Genomic DNA, 16,994 nt, shown 5'->3' with positions numbered 1-16,994 from the left:
AGAAAATAAGGGAGGTTTTACAATGCAGAAAGAATTTGATGTAATCGCATTGGGAGAATTATTGATTGATTTTACGATGCACGGGGAGAGTGAACAGGGAAACAATCTTTTTGAGGCGTGTCCGGGTGGGGCGCCTTGTAATGTGCTCGCAATGCTGAACAAGTTGGGAAAGAAGACGGCTTTTTTGGGGAAAGTAGGACAAGACCAGTTTGGAACACTGTTGAAAGCTACGCTGGATGATGTTGGAATCGACACCTCCGCTTTATATATGGATCAAGAGGTGAATACCACATTGGCATTTGTGCATACATTTCCGGATGGGGACAGGGAGTTTTCGTTTTACCGGAATCCGGGAGCTGATATGATGCTGACTGCTGATGAAGTAGATGAAGAATTTGTAAAAAAGGCAAAGATATTCCATTTTGGAACATTGTCTATGACTCATGACGGAGTGAGAGAAGCCACAAAAAAAGCATTGAAAATTGCAAAAGACAATGGGCTGGTCATTACATTTGACCCGAATCTTCGACCACCTCTTTGGAGCTCATTAGAGCTTGCAAAAGAGCAGATGGAGTATGGATTCGCATATTGTGATGTTTTGAAGATTTCAGATAATGAGATTCAGTTTATCTCAGGAAAACAGGATTACGATGAGGGAATCCGGTATCTGCAGGAGAAATATCAGATCCCGCTCATTCTTCTGACTATGGGGAAAGATGGAAGTCGTGCTTACTACAAAGATATGAGAGTGGAAGTTGCCGGACGTGTTGTGAAGGCAATCGAGACGACAGGTGCAGGAGATACTTTCTGTGGAAGCTCGATCAACTATGTATTAGAACATGGACTTGAGAATCTGACAGAGGAAAATTTAAAAGAGATGCTTTCGTTTGCAAATGCGGCAGCAGCATTGATTACGACTAAAAAAGGCGCGATTCGCTCAATGCCGGAAAAAGAAGATGTGTTGGCATTTATGGAATAAAAAGAGAAATGGATGAAGATTATGTTTGAACGTTTTTTTCCGGATGACTATGTCGCATCGACCTATGTTATTCCGTTTGAAAAATTATATGAAGAAGGCTATCGGGGACTGATTTTCGATATTGATAACACATTGGTTCCGCATGGTGCACCGGCTGATGAGAGGGCAAAAGCGCTGTTTGCGAGACTGAAGGCGATTGGATTTTCCAGTTGTCTGATTTCCAATAATCAGGAACCCCGCGTAAAGATGTTCAATGAAGAGATTCAGACGAACTATATTTTTAATGCTCACAAACCATCTACAAAAAATTACAAAAAAGGGATGGAAATTATGGGCACAACACCAGAGAATACAATTTTTATCGGGGACCAGCTGTTTACTGATGTCTATGGCGCAAAACGGGCGGGAATCCGAAATATACTTGTGAAGCCGATTCACCCCAAAGAAGAGATTCAGATTGTTCTGAAACGATACTTGGAAAAAATTGTATTACATTTTTATCGAAAAGAGAAAGAGAAACGGAAAAAGTAACTGTTCTTTGAGCAGTTACTTTTTGAATCTATAGAGAAAATTTATCAAAAATGATAAAAATACCAATTTGTTTTATGAATAGAGAGTGCTTATAATGATAGTTAAGAAAAGACAGAAGCCAGAGCCCAAGGCAATGTCAACAACCTCGTTTCACATGGATCTGAAACAATCATTTAGAAAGAGTTAGAAAAAATGCAAAGCAAATATACACATATTTTTGAACCGCTTACAATTAAGCACATGACACTGAAAAACAGAATTGTTATGACACCAATGGGAACGAACTATGGAGAACAGAATGGAGAAATGAGTTTTCTTCATATTAACTATTATGAACAGAGAGCGAAAGGCGGAACAGGTCTTTTGATCGTAGAAAATGCAAGTGTAGATTCACCGGAAGGATCTAATGGAACAACACAGATTCGTATCGACCACGACAGCTATATTCCAAGATTATTCAAATTGAGCGAGACAGTACACAAACATGGTGCCTGTATTGCAATCCAGATCAATCATGCCGGAGCTTCTGCGCAGTCTGCAAGAACAAATATGCAGCCGGTTTCTGCGTCGAATATTCCGTCAAAAGCAGGTGGAGAGATTCCAAGACCGCTTGAAAAAGAAGAGATTTTACGCATTGTGAAAAAATACGGAGAAGCTGCAAAGAGAGCACAGATCGCAGGATTTGATGCAGTGGAGATTCATGCCGGACACTCTTACTTACTCAGCCAGTTCTTGTCACCGATAACAAATAAGAGAACGGATGAATTTGGAGGTTCCCCAGAGAATAGAGCACGTTTTGCAAAAATGGTTATTGAAGAAGTACGTGCACAGGTAGGTCCATTCTTCCCGATTTTTGTAAGAATCAGTGCGGATGAATTTTTAGAAGGTGGAAACACATTGGAAAATACTTTGGATTATCTTCAGTATTTTGAAAAAGAGGTAGACGTATTTGACGTTTCCTGTGGCTTGAATGGTTCTATCCAATATCAGATTGATGCTAACTATCTGGAAGACGGATGGCGTTCTTATATGGCGAAAGCAGTCAAAGAAAGATATGGAAAAATTTGTATCACAATGGGAAACATCAGAGACCCACAAGTTGCAGAAGATATTTTGGAAAGAGGAGATGCAGATCTCATCGGTATGGGACGTGGTCTGATTGCGGATCCGGAATGGGTAAACAAAGTAAGCTTTGGCGATGAAAAAGAAATCCGCAAATGTATCTCATGTAACATCGGATGTGCAGGAAACCGTATCGGAGTAAACCGCCCGATCCGTTGTACGATTAATCCGGCTGTGAATGAAGGAGAAGGATACAAAAAACTTCGCGTGAAGAAACCTTGCAATGTTGTTGTGATCGGTGGAGGTACTGCAGGTCTGGAAGCAGCATGTACAGCAGCGGAAGTTGGATGTACAACATTCTTGATCGAGAAAAAGGCAAATCTCGGAGGACTTGCAGCGGAGATTTCTAAGATTCCGGATAAAAAGAGACTGTCAGATTTCCCGAATTACCTGATTCACCGTGCAAGCAAGCTGAAAAACTTATTTGTCTTTAAAAATACAGAAGCAACAATTGAGTTGGTTGAAAGCCTGAATCCGAACATTATTGTCAATGCGACAGGATCGAATCCACTTCTTCCGCCGATCAAAGGATTACACGAAAACATTGACAAAGAAGGCGGAAAAGTATCTTCTATCACAAATATGATCAACCACATTACAGAGTATCCGGAAGACTTGACTGGAAAGAAAGTTGTAGTCATCGGTGGAGGAGCAGTTGGTCTTGATGTAGTGGAATTCTTCGCACCAAGACATGCGGATGTGAGTATCGTAGAAATGATGCCGGTTATCGGAAATGGAATTGACCCTGTTTCTAAAGTTGGAACATTTACGATGATGGATCAGTATGGAGTACAACAGCTTCCAAACACAGCTTTGCTAGAAGTGAAGAGCGATGCATTCCTTGTGAAAATGCCGGATGGAGAAGAGAAAGATCTTGCATTTGATTACGGATTTGTATGTCTTGGTATGAGAGCAAATGCTCCAATCTTAGATGCGTTGTATAATACATTTGGACACAGCGGAGATGTAGAGATTATGAACATCGGTGACAGTGTCCGTGCAAGAAGAATTATTGAGGGTACAACGGAAGGGCGTAATATCCTTGAAGTTTTGGAAAAAAGAGATTATTTATAGAATTTAACAATATAGGCTAGTAAATTGCAAGAAATATTGGACATAATTTAAAGAACAGATTAAAATAGATGTATGAGGTAGAAGTGAAATAGTATACCTTGTACATCTTTTTTTGTTTGGAAAGGGGCGTGAAAAATGAGAAAAAAATCTGTTGTATTAGGTGCCTGTATTTTTGCTGCGTTTTCATTAACAGGATGTAAAGATACGGAAACGCCGAAAGGGAATCCGACATTTAACGCAACTGTTTTGGAAATAGGTGAAAATACGATTTTAGTCGAACCTTTTGAAAATGAAGAGATATCAACAGGTGAAATTTCGGTTACAACGGATGTTGTATCAAAGATTGAAGTGCCCGAACTTGAAGAGGGAACAGAGGTATGTATCGTATATAATGGAGAAATTTTGGAGACTTATCCGGCCCGGATTAAAACCGTTTTTGCAATTTACCTGTTGGATAAAAATGGGGAAGCAATTATAGAAAAGGACAGTGATTAAAGGAAGAGCGCAAGTTAAAGAATATTAAGTCAGACCGGAATCTTTTTTGATAAATTTGACAAACCGGTTTGTGGCGGGAATCATATATTTGTCTTTCATGTGCGCCATGTAGACTGTGTGGATTAACGTTTCGCCGGAGATTGGAATTTTGGCAATCTTTGCATCGCGTATCGTGTCAACATCTGCAACTAGTGCAATCCCAAAATCTTCTGCCACAAGTGCTGCGATAGAATATTCGTCTGGGCAGTCGATGACAATATCCGGCTGGATCTGGTGCTTACGATATAATTTGTGAGTGTAAAGTCCAAGACCTGAATCACGGTCATATCCGATCACCGGATAATCCTGCAGTACTTGAAAAGGTACTTCTTTTTCATTTGCGAGCGGATGGTTTAACGAGGTGATGAGTAACATCTCCTGATGCAGGATTGGAGTAAACTGTACGGAAGGCTGATCTTCCACATATGCGCCAAAAACAACGTCATACATGTCGCTTTTCAGCCCACGGATCAGGTCGATTGTATGTGCCTGACTGAAACTGAATGTCACTTGTTTATTTTCCGGAAGATTCAAAAAAGTACGCACCGTGTGCGGAATATAGTGGTTAGCGAGAGGGGATACATAGGCGATGTCGATGTGTCCCCCTTCTTGTGTCAGATGGTACATTTTCTGTTCCGCAGTGCGAACCTCTTCTAAAATGCGGTCAACGTGTTCTAAAAACATCTTACCGTATTTGGTAAGTGTGATGTTTCGTCCGTTTTTTTCAAAAAGAGGAATACCGAGTTCATTTTCTAGCGTATCCATAGAACGGCTGAGACTTGGCTGGGAAATATTCAGTTCATTGGCGGCTAAGCGGAAATGTTCCAGCTGGGCAATTTTTTGAAAATATGTCAATTGATTTAATGTCATAGCATGTACTCCTTTCTCTGCCTTACAGTATATCACAATTGATAGAAAAAAACTATCAAAAAATAACAAAAGATGTATTGGAAGTATTGATTGAAATCGTATATAATCACAGTAAAGAGGTTGTTTAAAATTTAACAAATGGGCAAAAGAAAAAACAATTCAAATTCAAAGGAGAGAAAAATCATGGCAGAAAGAATTACAGGTCACACAGAACTAATCGGTTTAATGGCTTACCCAATCAGACATTCAAGTTCACCGGCAATGCAGAATGAAGCATTTGCAAAATTAGGATATGACTATGCATACCTTGCATTTGAGGTGGACAACGATACATTAGAAGATGCGATCAAAGGACTTCGTGCATTAAAAATGAGAGGTTCTAACGTATCTATGCCAAACAAAACAGTGGTACATAAATACTTAGACGAGTTGTCACCGGCAGCGAAAATGTGCGGTGCAGTCAATACAATCGTAAATGACAATGGACACCTGACAGGTCACATTACAGATGGTATCGGCTATATGGCAGCATTAAAAGACAACAACATTGATGTTATTGGCAAAAAAATGACAATTGTCGGAGCAGGTGGAGCTGCAACAGCAATTGAAATTCAGGCAGCGCTTGACGGTGTGGCAGAGATGTCTATCTTTAACATCAAAGATAAATTCTGGGCAAATGCAGAAGAGACAGTAAAGAAAATCAATGAAAATACAAACTGTAAAGCGACATTATATGATTTTGCAGATCTTGACAAATTAAAAGAAGAGATTGCAGACAGCTATTTATTTGCAAACGGAACAGGCATGGGTATGAAACCATTAGAAGGTCAGACATACATTCCGGACAAATCGTTCTTAAGACCAGACTTAATCGTAACAGATGTTGTATATGCTCCAAGAGAAACAGCGCTGTTGAAGATGGCAAAAGAAGTCGGATGTAAGACAATGAACGGTCTAGGAATGATGTTATTCCAGGGTTCAGCCGCATTTGAATTGTGGACAGGAGAACCAATGCCGATCGAATATATGAAAGAAATCTTAGATATCAAATACGACTAAAAGAAAAAAGGAGTGCAGAGGAAAAGACGATGAATAAGAAATATTTACCAAGTGCATTGATTTTGTACTTAAACTATTTTATCCATGGTATTGGATGTTCTATATTGAGTCAGCAGGTTGTAAAAGAGATGCTGGCGGATCAGTGGGGAATGAACGATGCGATGAAAGTAACTGCAATCGCAGCCGCATTGGGATTGGGACGTTTGATCTCACTTCCGTTTGCAGGACCATTATCGGATAAGCTTGGAAGAAGAATTTCGGTATTGATTGGTGTGGCATCTTATGTTATTTTCTTCGTAGGGATTGCTTTTTCACCAAACGTACAGGTTGCATATATTGCAGCAGTTCTCGGAGGTATCGCAAACTCCTTCTTAGATACAGCTACATATCCGGCAGTTGCAGAGATTATGTACAAGTATACAGGTATTGCGACAATGGGAATTAAGTTATTTATTTCCGTAGCACAGCTTTTAATGCCATTCTTCTTAGGACTTGTGGCAGGAACATCTATGTCATACCTGACACTTCCACTTGTAGCAGGTGTTATAATCGCAGTGCTCGGTGTGCTGGCAATTTTTGCACCGCTTCCGGCAGAGTCTGAGAGCGGAAAATCAGAGTCATTTATCAGTAACCTAAAAAATGCAAATTTCTCATTGGAAAGTGTAGCCTTGATTTTAATCGGTTTCACAAGTACAGCTACATTCCAATTATGGTTAAACTGTGCGCAGACATTCGGAAAAGAAATCGCAGGAATCTCGTCTGAATCGGTATCTGTAATGCAGACATACTACTCAGCAGGAACTTTGGTTGCGTTGTTTGTGACAAGTATTTTGATCACAAAATTCAAACAAGTACGTTTTCTTGTTATCTATCCGGCAATTGCGACAATCATGTTGGTGTTAGTATATTTGATCAAGACACCTGCAATCTGCTACATCGGTGCATTTGTAATCGGTTATGCAGCAGCAGGAGGAGTTCTTCAGATGGCAACAGCTACTGTAAATGAACTGTTCCCGAAGATCAAAGGAACAATCACAAGCCTTGTTATGATTGCATCAAGCTTATGTAATTATACAATTTTAAGTGCGGCTGCCAATATGTCAGCAACAGGCGTTCTTGTAATGAACATTGTCATTACTGTAATCGGTGTGCTTCTTGCACTGTTGGTAAATGCAAGATATGGAAAATTAGTAGAAAAAGTAAATACAGCAAAATAAATTTTAAAAATCTGTAGGAGGAAGTTTATGAATCCGGTAATCGTAAGAAATGTAAAGATCGGAGAAGGAGTACCAAAAATCTGTGTGCCGATCGTAGGAGTGACAAAGGAAGAAATTATCAATGAGGCAAAAACATTTGAAAATATTCCGGTAGATGTAGTAGAATGGCGTGTAGACTGGTTTGAACATGTTTTTGAATTTGAAAAAGTAGAAGAGGTTTTAAAAGAGCTGAGAGAAGCTTTGGGAGAGACACCATTGTTATTCACATTCCGTACTTCAAAAGAAGGTGGAGAGAAAGCAATCGAGGCAAAAGAATATGCAGAATTAAATAAGAAAGCTGCCGCGACAGGATATGTGGATTTAGTAGATGTGGAAGCATTTACAGGAGATGAGGTTGTAAAAGAGATCATCGAAGCGGCACACGAAGTGAATGTAAAAGTAGTTGCGTCTAACCATGATTTCGACAAGACACCTGAAAAAGATGAGATTGTCTCAAGACTTCGCAAAATGCAGGACTTAGGAGCAGACATTCCGAAGATTGCGGTAATGCCGAACAGCAAAAAAGATGTTCTTGTACTGTTATCTGCGACAGAAGAGATGGCATCTGAGTATGCGGACAGACCGATCATCACAATGTCAATGGCAGGAACAGGCGTGATCAGCAGACTTTGTGGAGAAGTATTTGGTTCTGCTTTGACATTCGGAGCAGCAAAAAAAGCATCTGCACCAGGACAGATGGAAGTAAATAATTTGGAAACTGTATTGCAATTGTTACACAAAAGCCTATAATAATAAGTGCAAACAGGCTTGACAGCGAGACTGCCAAGCCTGTTTTTAAATCCGTGTTGTGTTAAGAAATAAACGAATGAGAGGAGCAGGCTATGAAAAGAGTATTCACATGGTTAAATAACAGTCTGGAAGAATTCCTAATGGGAGCAGGTCTTATCATGATGACTGCCATTATGGGAATTCAGGTGGTTTTTCGATATGCATTTGGCATGTCTTTGTCATGGTCGGAAGAGATCACAAGATATATTTTTATTTGGGAAGGATTTTTGAGCATCAGCTATTGTACGAAAAAATGTATTTCTATAAAAGTGGAGCAGTTTGTGGCAATGTTTCCGAAACGAGGAAAGGCGTTGTTTAAGCTGGTGAATCATACGATTGAACTAGTATTTTTCTGCTATATGATACCGTATGCCTTTTTGTATCTGCGCTCTGCGATTGAGAGCGGACAGGTCAGTCCGGCGTGTGGAATTCCGATGTATTACATTCAGGCAGCGCCGTTTGTATGTTTTATTCTGGCAGCATTTAGAATTGTGCAGAGATGGTGGATCGAACTTCAGGTTGTAAGGGCGAAAGAAAAAGGAGGGGAAGAATCATGCCAATCGTAGTTGTATTTTTAATATTTGTAGTTTGCCTGGTGATTGCGATTCCGGTATCGATATCACTTGGGATTGTATCGGTATTGCCGGGAGCATTTGACCCTTCTTTTACGGCGAGCGCCCAGTTTGTCATTCGTTCTATGTTTGGTGGAATCGACAGTTTTCCACTTCTTGCAGTGCCGATGTTTGTGCTCTCCGGAATCGTTATGGCAAAGGGTGGAATCTCGAAAAAGCTGTTTGATGTTTTCGCGTATTTTCTTGGAAAAAGAACTGCGGGAATGCCGTGTGCAGTGATTATTACATGTTTGTTTTATGGTGCAATATCAGGTTCGGGTCCGGCTACTGTAGCGGCGGTTGGAAGTATGACAATACCGATTCTGATGGAACTTGGATATGACAAGAAATTTGTGACAGCAGTGGTTGCTGTGGCGGGAGGACTCGGTGTGATCATACCGCCAAGTATTCCGTTTATCATGTATGGAATGGCGGCGGGAGAATCCGTGAGTGATCTGTTTATCGCTGGAATTATTCCGGGACTTTTGATTGGCGGCCTGCTGATGATCTATGCAATCTATTACTGTAAGAAATATGGAGAAGACAAAGAAAAGATTGCAGAAGAGATTGGGAAATTACATGCGAAAGGCTTTTTCAAAGTGTTAAAAGAGAGCTTTTTTGCCCTGCTTAGTCCGGTTATTATTTTAGGGTGCATTTATTCGGGAATTGCGTCACCGACAGAGGCTGCGGTTATCTCGGTTTTCTATGCGTTAATTATCAGTCTTTTTATCTATCGCACGATTCAGGTGAAGGATATTTGGGGAATCATTGTAGAATCCACAAGAACTTATGCGTCGCTGTTATTTATACTTGCAGCGTCAATTGCATTTTCGCGGGTGCTTACACTGATGCAGGTGCCACAGGCAGTCAGCGAGTGGATTTTGACACACTTTAGTAATCCGATTGTCATTTTAATTGTGATTAATATCTTTTTACTGATTGTGGGAATGGTGATGGATACGACACCGGCGATCTTGATCTTAAGCCCGATTTTATTACCGATTGTAACAGAAATCGGAATGAATCCGATTCATTTTGGTGTGATGATGGTTGTAAACCTTGCAATTGGTTTTGTGACGCCTCCAATCGGAGTCAATTTGTTCGTGGCGAGTTCACTTACGGAGATACCGATTATGGAAATTGCAAAAAAAGCATTTCCGATGATTGTGTTCTTTTTGATCGCGTTACTGCTGATTACATTTGTACCAGGTATCAGTCTTGTGCTATTGTAGGAGGGAAATCTGATGAAGAAAAAAATATATATGGCGACAGCGGTGCTGGCTGCTGTGCTCTTGTCCGGGTGCGCCAAGGAGAGCGATGTGCAAAGATACGCTTGGCCGCTTGCGACATCCAGTCCGGAAGATACGGTGACACAGTTGTTCTCGGAAAAATTTGCAGAAGAGGTGGATCGGCTAAGTGACGGAAAGATGAAGATTCAAGTATATCCAAACAGTACGCTTGGCGGAGACCGTGAATTGTTAGAAAGCTGTAAAGACGGAGATATTCCGTTTGTCGTACAAAATACAGCGCCGCAGGTTACGTTTATGAAAGATGCCGCGGTGTTTGACATTCCATGTGTGTTTGACTCTATTGAAGAAGTCCGCAACAAAGTGGATGATGCGAAGTTCTATGGTCTGATGGAAGATGTTTACAAAGATGCGGGCTACAAGCTGTTGGGGTATGCGGATCAGGGGTTCCGTGTCATGTCCACGAACAAAAATGTTACTTCCCTGTCGGATTTTAAGGGACAAAAGATCAGAACAATGGAGAATCCGTATCATATGGCTTTCTGGAAGTCGCTCAAAGCGAATCCGACACCTATGACTTTCAGTGAGGTGTACATCGGGCTTCAGCAGGGAACGATCGATGCACAGGAAAACCCATATGAGGTTATTGTTTCCAGTCGATTATATGAACAGCAGGATTATGTAGTTGAGACAAATCATCTGCCGCATTTGATTTCTTTGATTGTCAGTGATGAATTTTTTGAAGGGCTTTCAAAGAAAGAGCAAAACGTGATCACAGAGGCTTCTGAGATTGCAAAAAAATACGCAAGAGAGCAGTCGGACACCCGTATTGCGGAAAAAATTAAGGTGATTGAGGAAAGTGGAACGAAGATTGTTCCTATGAGTGACGAACTAAGACAAGAGGTGCGGGATGCCTCAAAAGGAGTGACAGAAGAGATTCGTCACAGTGTGTCAAAAGATATTGTAGATGCGTATGTGGAATAATAATTGAGTGGATAGAAAAAAAAGGTTGAAAAATCGTACAAACTATTATAGAATGGATAGAAGTGAAGAAGAATATTTATGCTTAAAGGAGCATGTCCCGCAAGATGTAGTGATACATGTGGGAATAATTAAGGAGGATAACAGATGATTTCAGCAGGAGATTTTAAAAATGGTGTAACCCTTGAAATTGACGGGAATATTTATCAGATTTTAGAATTCCAACATGTAAAACCAGGTAAAGGTGCAGCGTTCGTTAGAACGAAATTAAAAAATATTATCAGTGGTGGAGCTGTAGAAAAAACATTCAGACCTACAGAAAAATTCCCGAAAGCTCATATTGAAAGAAAAGATATGCAGTACTTATATTCTGATGGAGAATTGTATCACTTCATGGATGTTGAGACATATGATCAGATCGCATTGAATGAAGATGCAATTGGTGATTCGCTCAAATTTGTAAAAGAGAATGAGATGGTGAAGATTTGTTCTCACAATGGCAATGTATTTGCTGTAGAGCCACCATTGTTTGTAGAACTTGCGATCACGGAGACAGAGCCAGGATTTAAAGGAGATACAGCACAGGGTGCGACAAAACCAGCTACTGTGGAGACAGGAGCAGTTGTATACGTACCGTTGTTTGTAGAACAAGGCGATGTTCTGAAGATTGATACACGTACAGGAGAGTACTTATCAAGAGTATAATGGAGCCTGTTCAGATATCTGATAACGGAGAGGATGAGTTTATTTATAGGATAGCTCATCCTTTTTTTGTTACAGAGGAAATGTTACCGTATGGATAAAAATTTCAAAAAATCATTGTATTTTTCGGAAGCTTCGGTTATAATCAAAAAACCATAATATATTTCAAATCTATTTTCTTTGACAGATTCATGTCAATTTTTCAAGCAGGACAAAAAGAAAGCGGCTCACAGGAAAGGAGTTTATATGAATTATCAACAATTTGTGAGTGCAGTAGAGGTAAAAGTTAAGCAGAAGGTGAAAGAAGGGATATCGGTATGTATTCAGACGACAATGAAGAATAATGGAAAAAATAGAGTCGGAATCATGGTCAGCGAAAAAGGGATCAATGTATCACCGACGATTTATCTGGAAGAATATTTTCAGCAATATCAGAAACATCAGTCACTTGATCGGATTGTAAAAAGCATTTTAAAATTGTATCAGGAAGTGCGCATAGAACATGCGTGGGAGACTTCAGTGTTGCAGAGTTTTTCAAAAATGCAGCAAAAAATTGTGTACAAGTTGATTCATGCAGAGGAGAATGCAGAACTTCTCGAACAGATCCCACATATGTGCGTGTTGGATTTAGCAATTGTATTCTATGTGCTGTTGGATGTCAGTAAGTCAGGGACAGCGACCATATTGATTACAGATGATATTTTGAAAGTGTGGGGAGTGGAAAAAGAAAGAATCTACAACATTGCACATCAGAATACGAAAAGGCTTCTGCCACCGGAATTTCAAACAATGCGTTCCGTGGTGGCTGAATTGCTTGGCGAAGAGACAAATGACCAAGAGGGAGAAGATTTTATGTATGTGCTTACCAATGAAATACGAAGTTTTGGTGCTGCGTGCATTTTGTATGATAAAGTGCTTGAGGATATTGGAAATCAGCTGGGAGAAAATTATTATGTACTCCCAAGCAGTGTGCATGAAGTGATTATCGTGCCGGAGAGTAAGAGCCCGAACCGCATCGATCTGGAGGATATGATTGAAGAGATCAACGATACGCAGGTGGAAGAGGAGGAAATCCTCTCTTACAGAGCATATTATTTCAGCAGAAAAGAAAACCGACTAATTTTGTGATTTTGTAAATCCCGACAGAATTTCTTTACTTTTGGAGAAAAGTGTGATATTATTTAAAAGTCGTTTACGGTGTAAACGACTCTTATACACCTATAGCTCAGGGGATAGAGCACCGCCCTCCGGAGGCGGGTGCGGCGGTTCGAATCCGCCTAGGTGTGTATATTTGAGAATGATATAAAGTGTAGGATAGAGGAAGAGAAATGTCACAATATAGGCAAGCATTTAAGAAAGCATTTCCTTATACGATTCCGGTGTTGACGGGATATTTGTTTATAGGAATTGCGTTTGGTGTGATGTATGCAGAAAAGGGATATTCTTTCGTATGGGCGATATTAATGAGTCTGCTTGTATATGCAGGTTCTGGACAATACCTGGCAGTGAATTTTTTCGTGCCGGGTATTTCCTTTTTACAAGTCATTTTTTTGACATTTATGGTGAATGTCAGACATGTGTTTTATGGAATTTCTCTTTTGGAAAAATTTAATAAAATGGGCAAATCAAGATGGTATATGATTTTCAGCTTGACGGATGAGACATACTCATTGCTTTGTACGACAAAAGTGCCTCAGGGAGTAGCGGAAGAAAAGTTTCTTTTGGCGATCGCACTTTTGAATCAATGTTATTGGGTGATTGGTTCTGCAATCGGTGGTTTGGTGGGAAGTCTTCTTCCAATCAATTCAGAGGGAATTGATTTTGCAATGACGGCATTGTTTGTTGTGATCTTTATTGAACAATGGATGGAGAAAAACAACCGGATACCGGCGGTGATCGGTGTTGTGGGAGCGTTTGTTTGTCTGCAGATTTTTGGTGCGGACAGTTTTGTATTGCCGTCGATGCTTTTGATTGTTCTTATATTGTTTGTCGGGAAAAAGAGATTGGATAAGGGGGAAGAAAGATGCCGGTAAGTGTGGGAATTTCGATTTTGATTATTTTGGCGGTTGCACTGACTACATTTGCAACGAGAGTTACTCCTTTTTTGGTCTTTCCAAAAGGAAAAGAGATTCCAGAGACGATACAGTATCTTGGAAAAGTATTGACACCGGCAGTGATCGGGATGCTTGTTGTATATTGTTTAAAAAGTACACCGGTGCGGGAGGCACCGCATGGGATTCCGGAGTTGATTGCTGTGGCCACGGTTGCGGTGCTGCATGTGTGGAAACGAAACAATCTGCTCAGTATCGGGGCTGGAACGGTGCTGTATATGTTTTTGATTCAGGTTGTATTTTAATAAAAATAGGGACGAGGGTTTAAAAAAGAACCCTCGTCCTTGCTTTTTAGTTGAGATTTGTTTTTTTCTTTAGTAAGTAGTATGTACCACCGAAGAACAGGAATGTTTCCAGGATACATATGATGGCGCTTGACTTATAAGAACTTAAGAATGCTGTTGTGGCAAGCGAATCAGAGGAAGCGCCAAAAAATGGATCATATCCAACTGCAAACATGATGATCAGCATCAACACAGAAAAGACTGTTGAAATTGCAAAGTAAGCAATGATCGCTCCGAGCACTCTGTGCGAAGAAAGGAGCTGCCCGATAGATACTGAAAAATAGTAAAGTGCCACATTCCCAAAACATCCGATCACAGAGATTCCGACAGTTGACCAGAAAAACAGGCTTGGCGACATCTCCAATGCTTTTTCTAGCTCATTAAGCACCTCGGCAGAGTTTTGATAAACCTGTGGTATGATAACCACAATTGCAAGTCCTGCGATGACGATTGCGAGATCTAAAATACTCCAGACGCATGCTGCAAATGCTTTGGAAAACAGAAGCTGTCCTCTTGTCGCCGGAAGCGTCAGTGTCAGATATCCTTCGTCGGTATACAGGCTTTTATAATAGCGTACTACAATTAAAATAGATGTCGCACATGGTACAACGATCCAGATGGAGATCAGGAATACAAATGAGACAATCAATATCACATTTGGCAAATCCATCGTGGCCATCGCCTGAAACATAAATCGTCCAATCAGACAGGCAACCAGCAAAAGAATATGAATCGGAAGCAAAAATCGGGAGAGTGCCCGAAATTCGTGTTTAATTAATTTACCTAACATCTGAATACCTCCCTGAATAATGTGTCTACGGATTTTCCGTGCTCAATTCGGATGTCATCCACACTTGCATTGAGTGCGATGTGCCCGTTTTGAAGAAAAAGAACACGGTCTAAAATGTTTTCAATATCTGTGATCAAATGTGTAGAGATCAATATTGTAGCATTTTCATTATAGTTTGTAAGAATGGTGTTCAGTATATAATCACGTGCTGCCGGATCAACACCGCCGATTGGTTCGTCCAATACGTACAAATCTGCATTGCGGCTCATGACTAAAATCAATTGTACCTTTTCTTTTGTCCCTTTGGAAAAGGTGCGGAGTCTTGCATTTGGATCAATCTGCAAATGTGCAAGCATCTCATAGGCACGTTTCTCGTCAAAATTCTCATAAAAGTCTTTGAAATAAGAGACAATCTCTTTTACTTTCATCCAGTCACTTAAGTATGTCCGTTCCGGAAGGTAAGAGACAATATTTCGTGTGGTGACAGATGGTTCTGTCCCGTCGATCAATATGCGTCCATCTGTCGGAACGAGCAGACCGTTGATGAGTTTGATCAATGTTGTCTTTCCGCTTCCGTTTGGTCCTAAAAGACCGATAATCTGTCCTCTGTCCAGAGATAGATTTAAGTTCGATAATGCAGTAAAGCTTCCGTAATTTTTGGTAAGCCCTCTGCACTCCAAAATAGGATTCATCTATTTTTCCCCCTTTATTCTCTCTTCCATAAGTTGTAAAGCTTCTTCTTCTTGAAAACCGAGTTGTTTCATTTTTTCAAAAAATTCTAAGATATGTTCATTGGCAAGATGCTGTTTTAGTTCTTTTATCATAGTTGCGTCCTCCGTAATAAAACGTCCACTCGTTCTCTGTGAGTATACCAAACCAACACGTTCTAGTTCTGATAAAGCTTTTTGCATCGTGTTTGGATTTACAGCAGCTTCTATTGCGAGATCGCGTACAGAAGGAAGCTTGTCGCCAGCGTGGTATTTGCCCGATACAATATCCATTTGTATGCGTTCCATAAGCTGCAGATAAATAGGTCGGTCATTGCTTAGTTCCCATGGCATTTAAGAATCACCTCACTTTGTATTAAATATATAATACAATATTACAATTAGAAGAAGAGAAAGTCAAGAGGAAGGTAAAATAATCATGTTAAAGAATAGAAGAGAAGGTCTTAGTTCTTAACATTTCAATTTCGTGTTTATAAGGTGCGAAAGATTTTTTTGGATTTTCTGTGAATGGAATATAAGGGGTTTCCAAAATCTTTGGCACTGCTTCGAAGTCTTTGTGATGCACGATATAGGAGAGTGCATCAAAGCCGATTTCACCGAGACCTATGTTGGCATGGCGATCCTTGGAAGCGCCGCATATATTTTTGCTGTCGTTAATGTGAAAGACAGCAATCTGTTCTTTGCCTATGAGCTTGTCAAAGTGGTCGATGACTCCGTCAAAATCGTGAATGATATCATAGCCACTGTCATGTGTATGGCAGGTATCAAAGCAGACACGCAGCTTTTCGTTGTGGACAACACCATCGTAGATGCGTGCAAGTTCCTCAAAAGACCGTCCGATCTCGGTTCCCTTTCCTGCCATTGTCTCCAAGGCAATATTACAGTTCGTGTCCTTGGTCAGGACTGTGTTTAATCCTTTTACGATTTGTGCGATTCCAGCGTCTACTCCAGCACCTACATGTGCGCCCGGATGGAGAATCAAAGTGTGACTTTTACAACTTTCTGTTCGTTCCAATTCTAGCTGTAAAAACTCTACAGCTAGCTCAAAGGTTTCCGGTTTGATCGTATTTCCAAGATTGATGATATACGGTGCATGCACAACGATTTCATCAATTCCGTGAGCGGACATATAATCCCATGCCGCGTCAATGTTTAATTCGCTGATATCTTTTCGGCGCGTATTTTGTGGTGCACCGGTATAAAACATAAAGGTGTTGGCGTTGTATGATATGGCCTCTTTTGCTGAGCCAAGCAGCATCTCTTTACCACTCATACCTACATGAGAGCCTATTTTCATAATTGTTTCTCGCTTTCTATTAGTCTGTT

At 40.4% G+C, this 16,994-nt stretch carries 19 protein-coding genes and 1 tRNA gene; 15 read left to right on the top strand and 5 right to left on the bottom strand.

Annotated elements, in window-relative coordinates; genetic code table 11:
* Positions 1-22: 22 nt before the first annotated feature.
* From ACTQXY_RS07285 to ACTQXY_RS07270, 4 genes are all read left to right on the top strand, one after another.
* Positions 23-979, top strand: a complete 957-nt coding sequence (locus ACTQXY_RS07285; protein WP_441658947.1) for a PfkB family carbohydrate kinase — start codon at positions 23-25, stop codon at positions 977-979.
* 21 nt (positions 980-1,000) lie between these two features.
* A complete protein-coding gene (locus ACTQXY_RS07280) occupies positions 1,001-1,510 on the top strand; it encodes a YqeG family HAD IIIA-type phosphatase (protein ID WP_022250610.1) in 510 nt (169 codons plus the stop codon).
* 192 nt (positions 1,511-1,702) lie between these two features.
* Entirely contained in the window at positions 1,703-3,706 is a 2,004-nt protein-coding gene (locus ACTQXY_RS07275; protein ID WP_441658946.1) for an oxidoreductase, read from the top strand.
* A gap of 135 nt (positions 3,707-3,841) precedes the next feature.
* Complete coding sequence (locus tag ACTQXY_RS07270) at positions 3,842-4,201, top strand: hypothetical protein (protein WP_441658945.1); 360 nt, start codon at positions 3,842-3,844, stop codon at positions 4,199-4,201.
* 24 nt (positions 4,202-4,225) lie between these two features.
* Here ACTQXY_RS07270 and ACTQXY_RS07265 read toward each other — a convergent pair whose 3' ends face one another.
* A complete protein-coding gene (locus ACTQXY_RS07265) occupies positions 4,226-5,110 on the bottom strand; it encodes a LysR substrate-binding domain-containing protein (protein ID WP_441658944.1) in 885 nt (294 codons plus the stop codon).
* A 183-nt stretch (positions 5,111-5,293) separates the two neighbouring features.
* Here ACTQXY_RS07265 and ACTQXY_RS07260 point away from each other — a divergent pair, with 183 nt between their 5' ends.
* The 11 genes from ACTQXY_RS07260 to ACTQXY_RS07210 all read left to right on the top strand — a co-directional run bounded on the left by ACTQXY_RS07260 (position 5,294) and on the right by ACTQXY_RS07210 (position 14,111).
* A complete protein-coding gene (locus ACTQXY_RS07260; protein WP_441658943.1) occupies positions 5,294-6,169 on the top strand; it encodes a shikimate dehydrogenase in 876 nt (291 codons plus the stop codon).
* Between the two features lie 29 nt (positions 6,170-6,198).
* Positions 6,199-7,386: an MFS transporter gene (locus ACTQXY_RS07255; RefSeq protein ID WP_441658942.1), complete on the top strand. Its 1,188-nt coding sequence runs from the start codon at positions 6,199-6,201 to the stop codon at positions 7,384-7,386.
* Between the two features lie 27 nt (positions 7,387-7,413).
* Positions 7,414-8,175 carry a type I 3-dehydroquinate dehydratase gene (aroD, locus tag ACTQXY_RS07250; RefSeq protein WP_441658941.1) on the top strand — a complete coding sequence of 254 codons (762 nt, stop codon included), beginning with the start codon at positions 7,414-7,416 and terminating at the stop codon, positions 8,173-8,175.
* A gap of 92 nt (positions 8,176-8,267) precedes the next feature.
* Positions 8,268-8,780, top strand: a complete 513-nt coding sequence (locus ACTQXY_RS07245; protein ID WP_004611360.1) for a TRAP transporter small permease — start codon at positions 8,268-8,270, stop codon at positions 8,778-8,780.
* Entirely contained in the window at positions 8,768-10,057 is a 1,290-nt protein-coding gene (locus ACTQXY_RS07240; RefSeq protein WP_441658940.1) for a TRAP transporter large permease subunit, read from the top strand. The genes ACTQXY_RS07245 and ACTQXY_RS07240 overlap by 13 nt, the downstream gene beginning before the upstream one ends.
* A 12-nt stretch (positions 10,058-10,069) precedes the next feature.
* Positions 10,070-11,056, top strand: a complete 987-nt coding sequence (locus ACTQXY_RS07235) for a TRAP transporter substrate-binding protein DctP (protein WP_441658939.1) — start codon at positions 10,070-10,072, stop codon at positions 11,054-11,056.
* Between the two features lie 144 nt (positions 11,057-11,200).
* Entirely contained in the window at positions 11,201-11,758 is a 558-nt protein-coding gene (gene efp / locus ACTQXY_RS07230) for an elongation factor P (protein WP_004611355.1), read from the top strand.
* A 243-nt stretch (positions 11,759-12,001) separates the two neighbouring features.
* Positions 12,002-12,883 carry a DUF5688 family protein gene (locus ACTQXY_RS07225; protein ID WP_441658938.1) on the top strand — a complete coding sequence of 294 codons (882 nt, stop codon included), beginning with the start codon at positions 12,002-12,004 and terminating at the stop codon, positions 12,881-12,883.
* Between the two features lie 86 nt (positions 12,884-12,969).
* Positions 12,970-13,041: transfer RNA gene (locus ACTQXY_RS07220), tRNA-Arg, on the top strand.
* A 42-nt stretch (positions 13,042-13,083) separates the two neighbouring features.
* Positions 13,084-13,788 (top strand): AzlC family ABC transporter permease, encoded by a 705-nt coding sequence (locus ACTQXY_RS07215; protein ID WP_441658937.1) that lies wholly within the window; start codon positions 13,084-13,086, stop codon positions 13,786-13,788.
* Complete coding sequence (locus ACTQXY_RS07210) at positions 13,779-14,111, top strand: AzlD domain-containing protein (RefSeq protein WP_441658936.1); 333 nt, start codon at positions 13,779-13,781, stop codon at positions 14,109-14,111. The genes ACTQXY_RS07215 and ACTQXY_RS07210 overlap by 10 nt, the downstream gene beginning before the upstream one ends.
* A 46-nt stretch (positions 14,112-14,157) precedes the next feature.
* Here ACTQXY_RS07210 and ACTQXY_RS07205 read toward each other — a convergent pair whose 3' ends face one another.
* The 4 genes from ACTQXY_RS07205 to ACTQXY_RS07190 form a co-directional block, all read right to left on the bottom strand.
* A complete protein-coding gene (locus tag ACTQXY_RS07205) occupies positions 14,158-14,940 on the bottom strand; it encodes a hypothetical protein (protein ID WP_441658935.1) in 783 nt (260 codons plus the stop codon).
* Positions 14,934-15,632, bottom strand: coding sequence for an ATP-binding cassette domain-containing protein (locus ACTQXY_RS07200; protein ID WP_441658934.1), 699 nt, complete (start codon positions 15,630-15,632; stop codon positions 14,934-14,936). The genes ACTQXY_RS07205 and ACTQXY_RS07200 overlap by 7 nt, the downstream gene beginning before the upstream one ends.
* On the bottom strand, positions 15,633-16,001 hold the full coding sequence (locus ACTQXY_RS07195; RefSeq protein WP_441658933.1) for a GntR family transcriptional regulator: 369 nt from the start codon (positions 15,999-16,001) through the stop codon (positions 15,633-15,635).
* An 88-nt stretch (positions 16,002-16,089) separates the two neighbouring features.
* The gene (locus tag ACTQXY_RS07190; protein ID WP_441658932.1) at positions 16,090-16,965 is read right to left on the bottom strand and encodes a deoxyribonuclease IV; all 876 of its coding nucleotides are present in this window, start codon (positions 16,963-16,965) and stop codon (positions 16,090-16,092) included.
* Between the last annotated feature and the right edge of the window lie 29 nt (positions 16,966-16,994).

The sequence above is a fragment of the Faecalimonas sp. LCP19S3_D12 genome (assembly GCF_052121495.1).
Classification (GTDB): domain Bacteria; phylum Bacillota; class Clostridia; order Lachnospirales; family Lachnospiraceae; genus Faecalimonas.
Note: the sequence above shows the minus strand (reverse complement) of the source record. Positions and strands in the feature narration are given on the sequence as shown.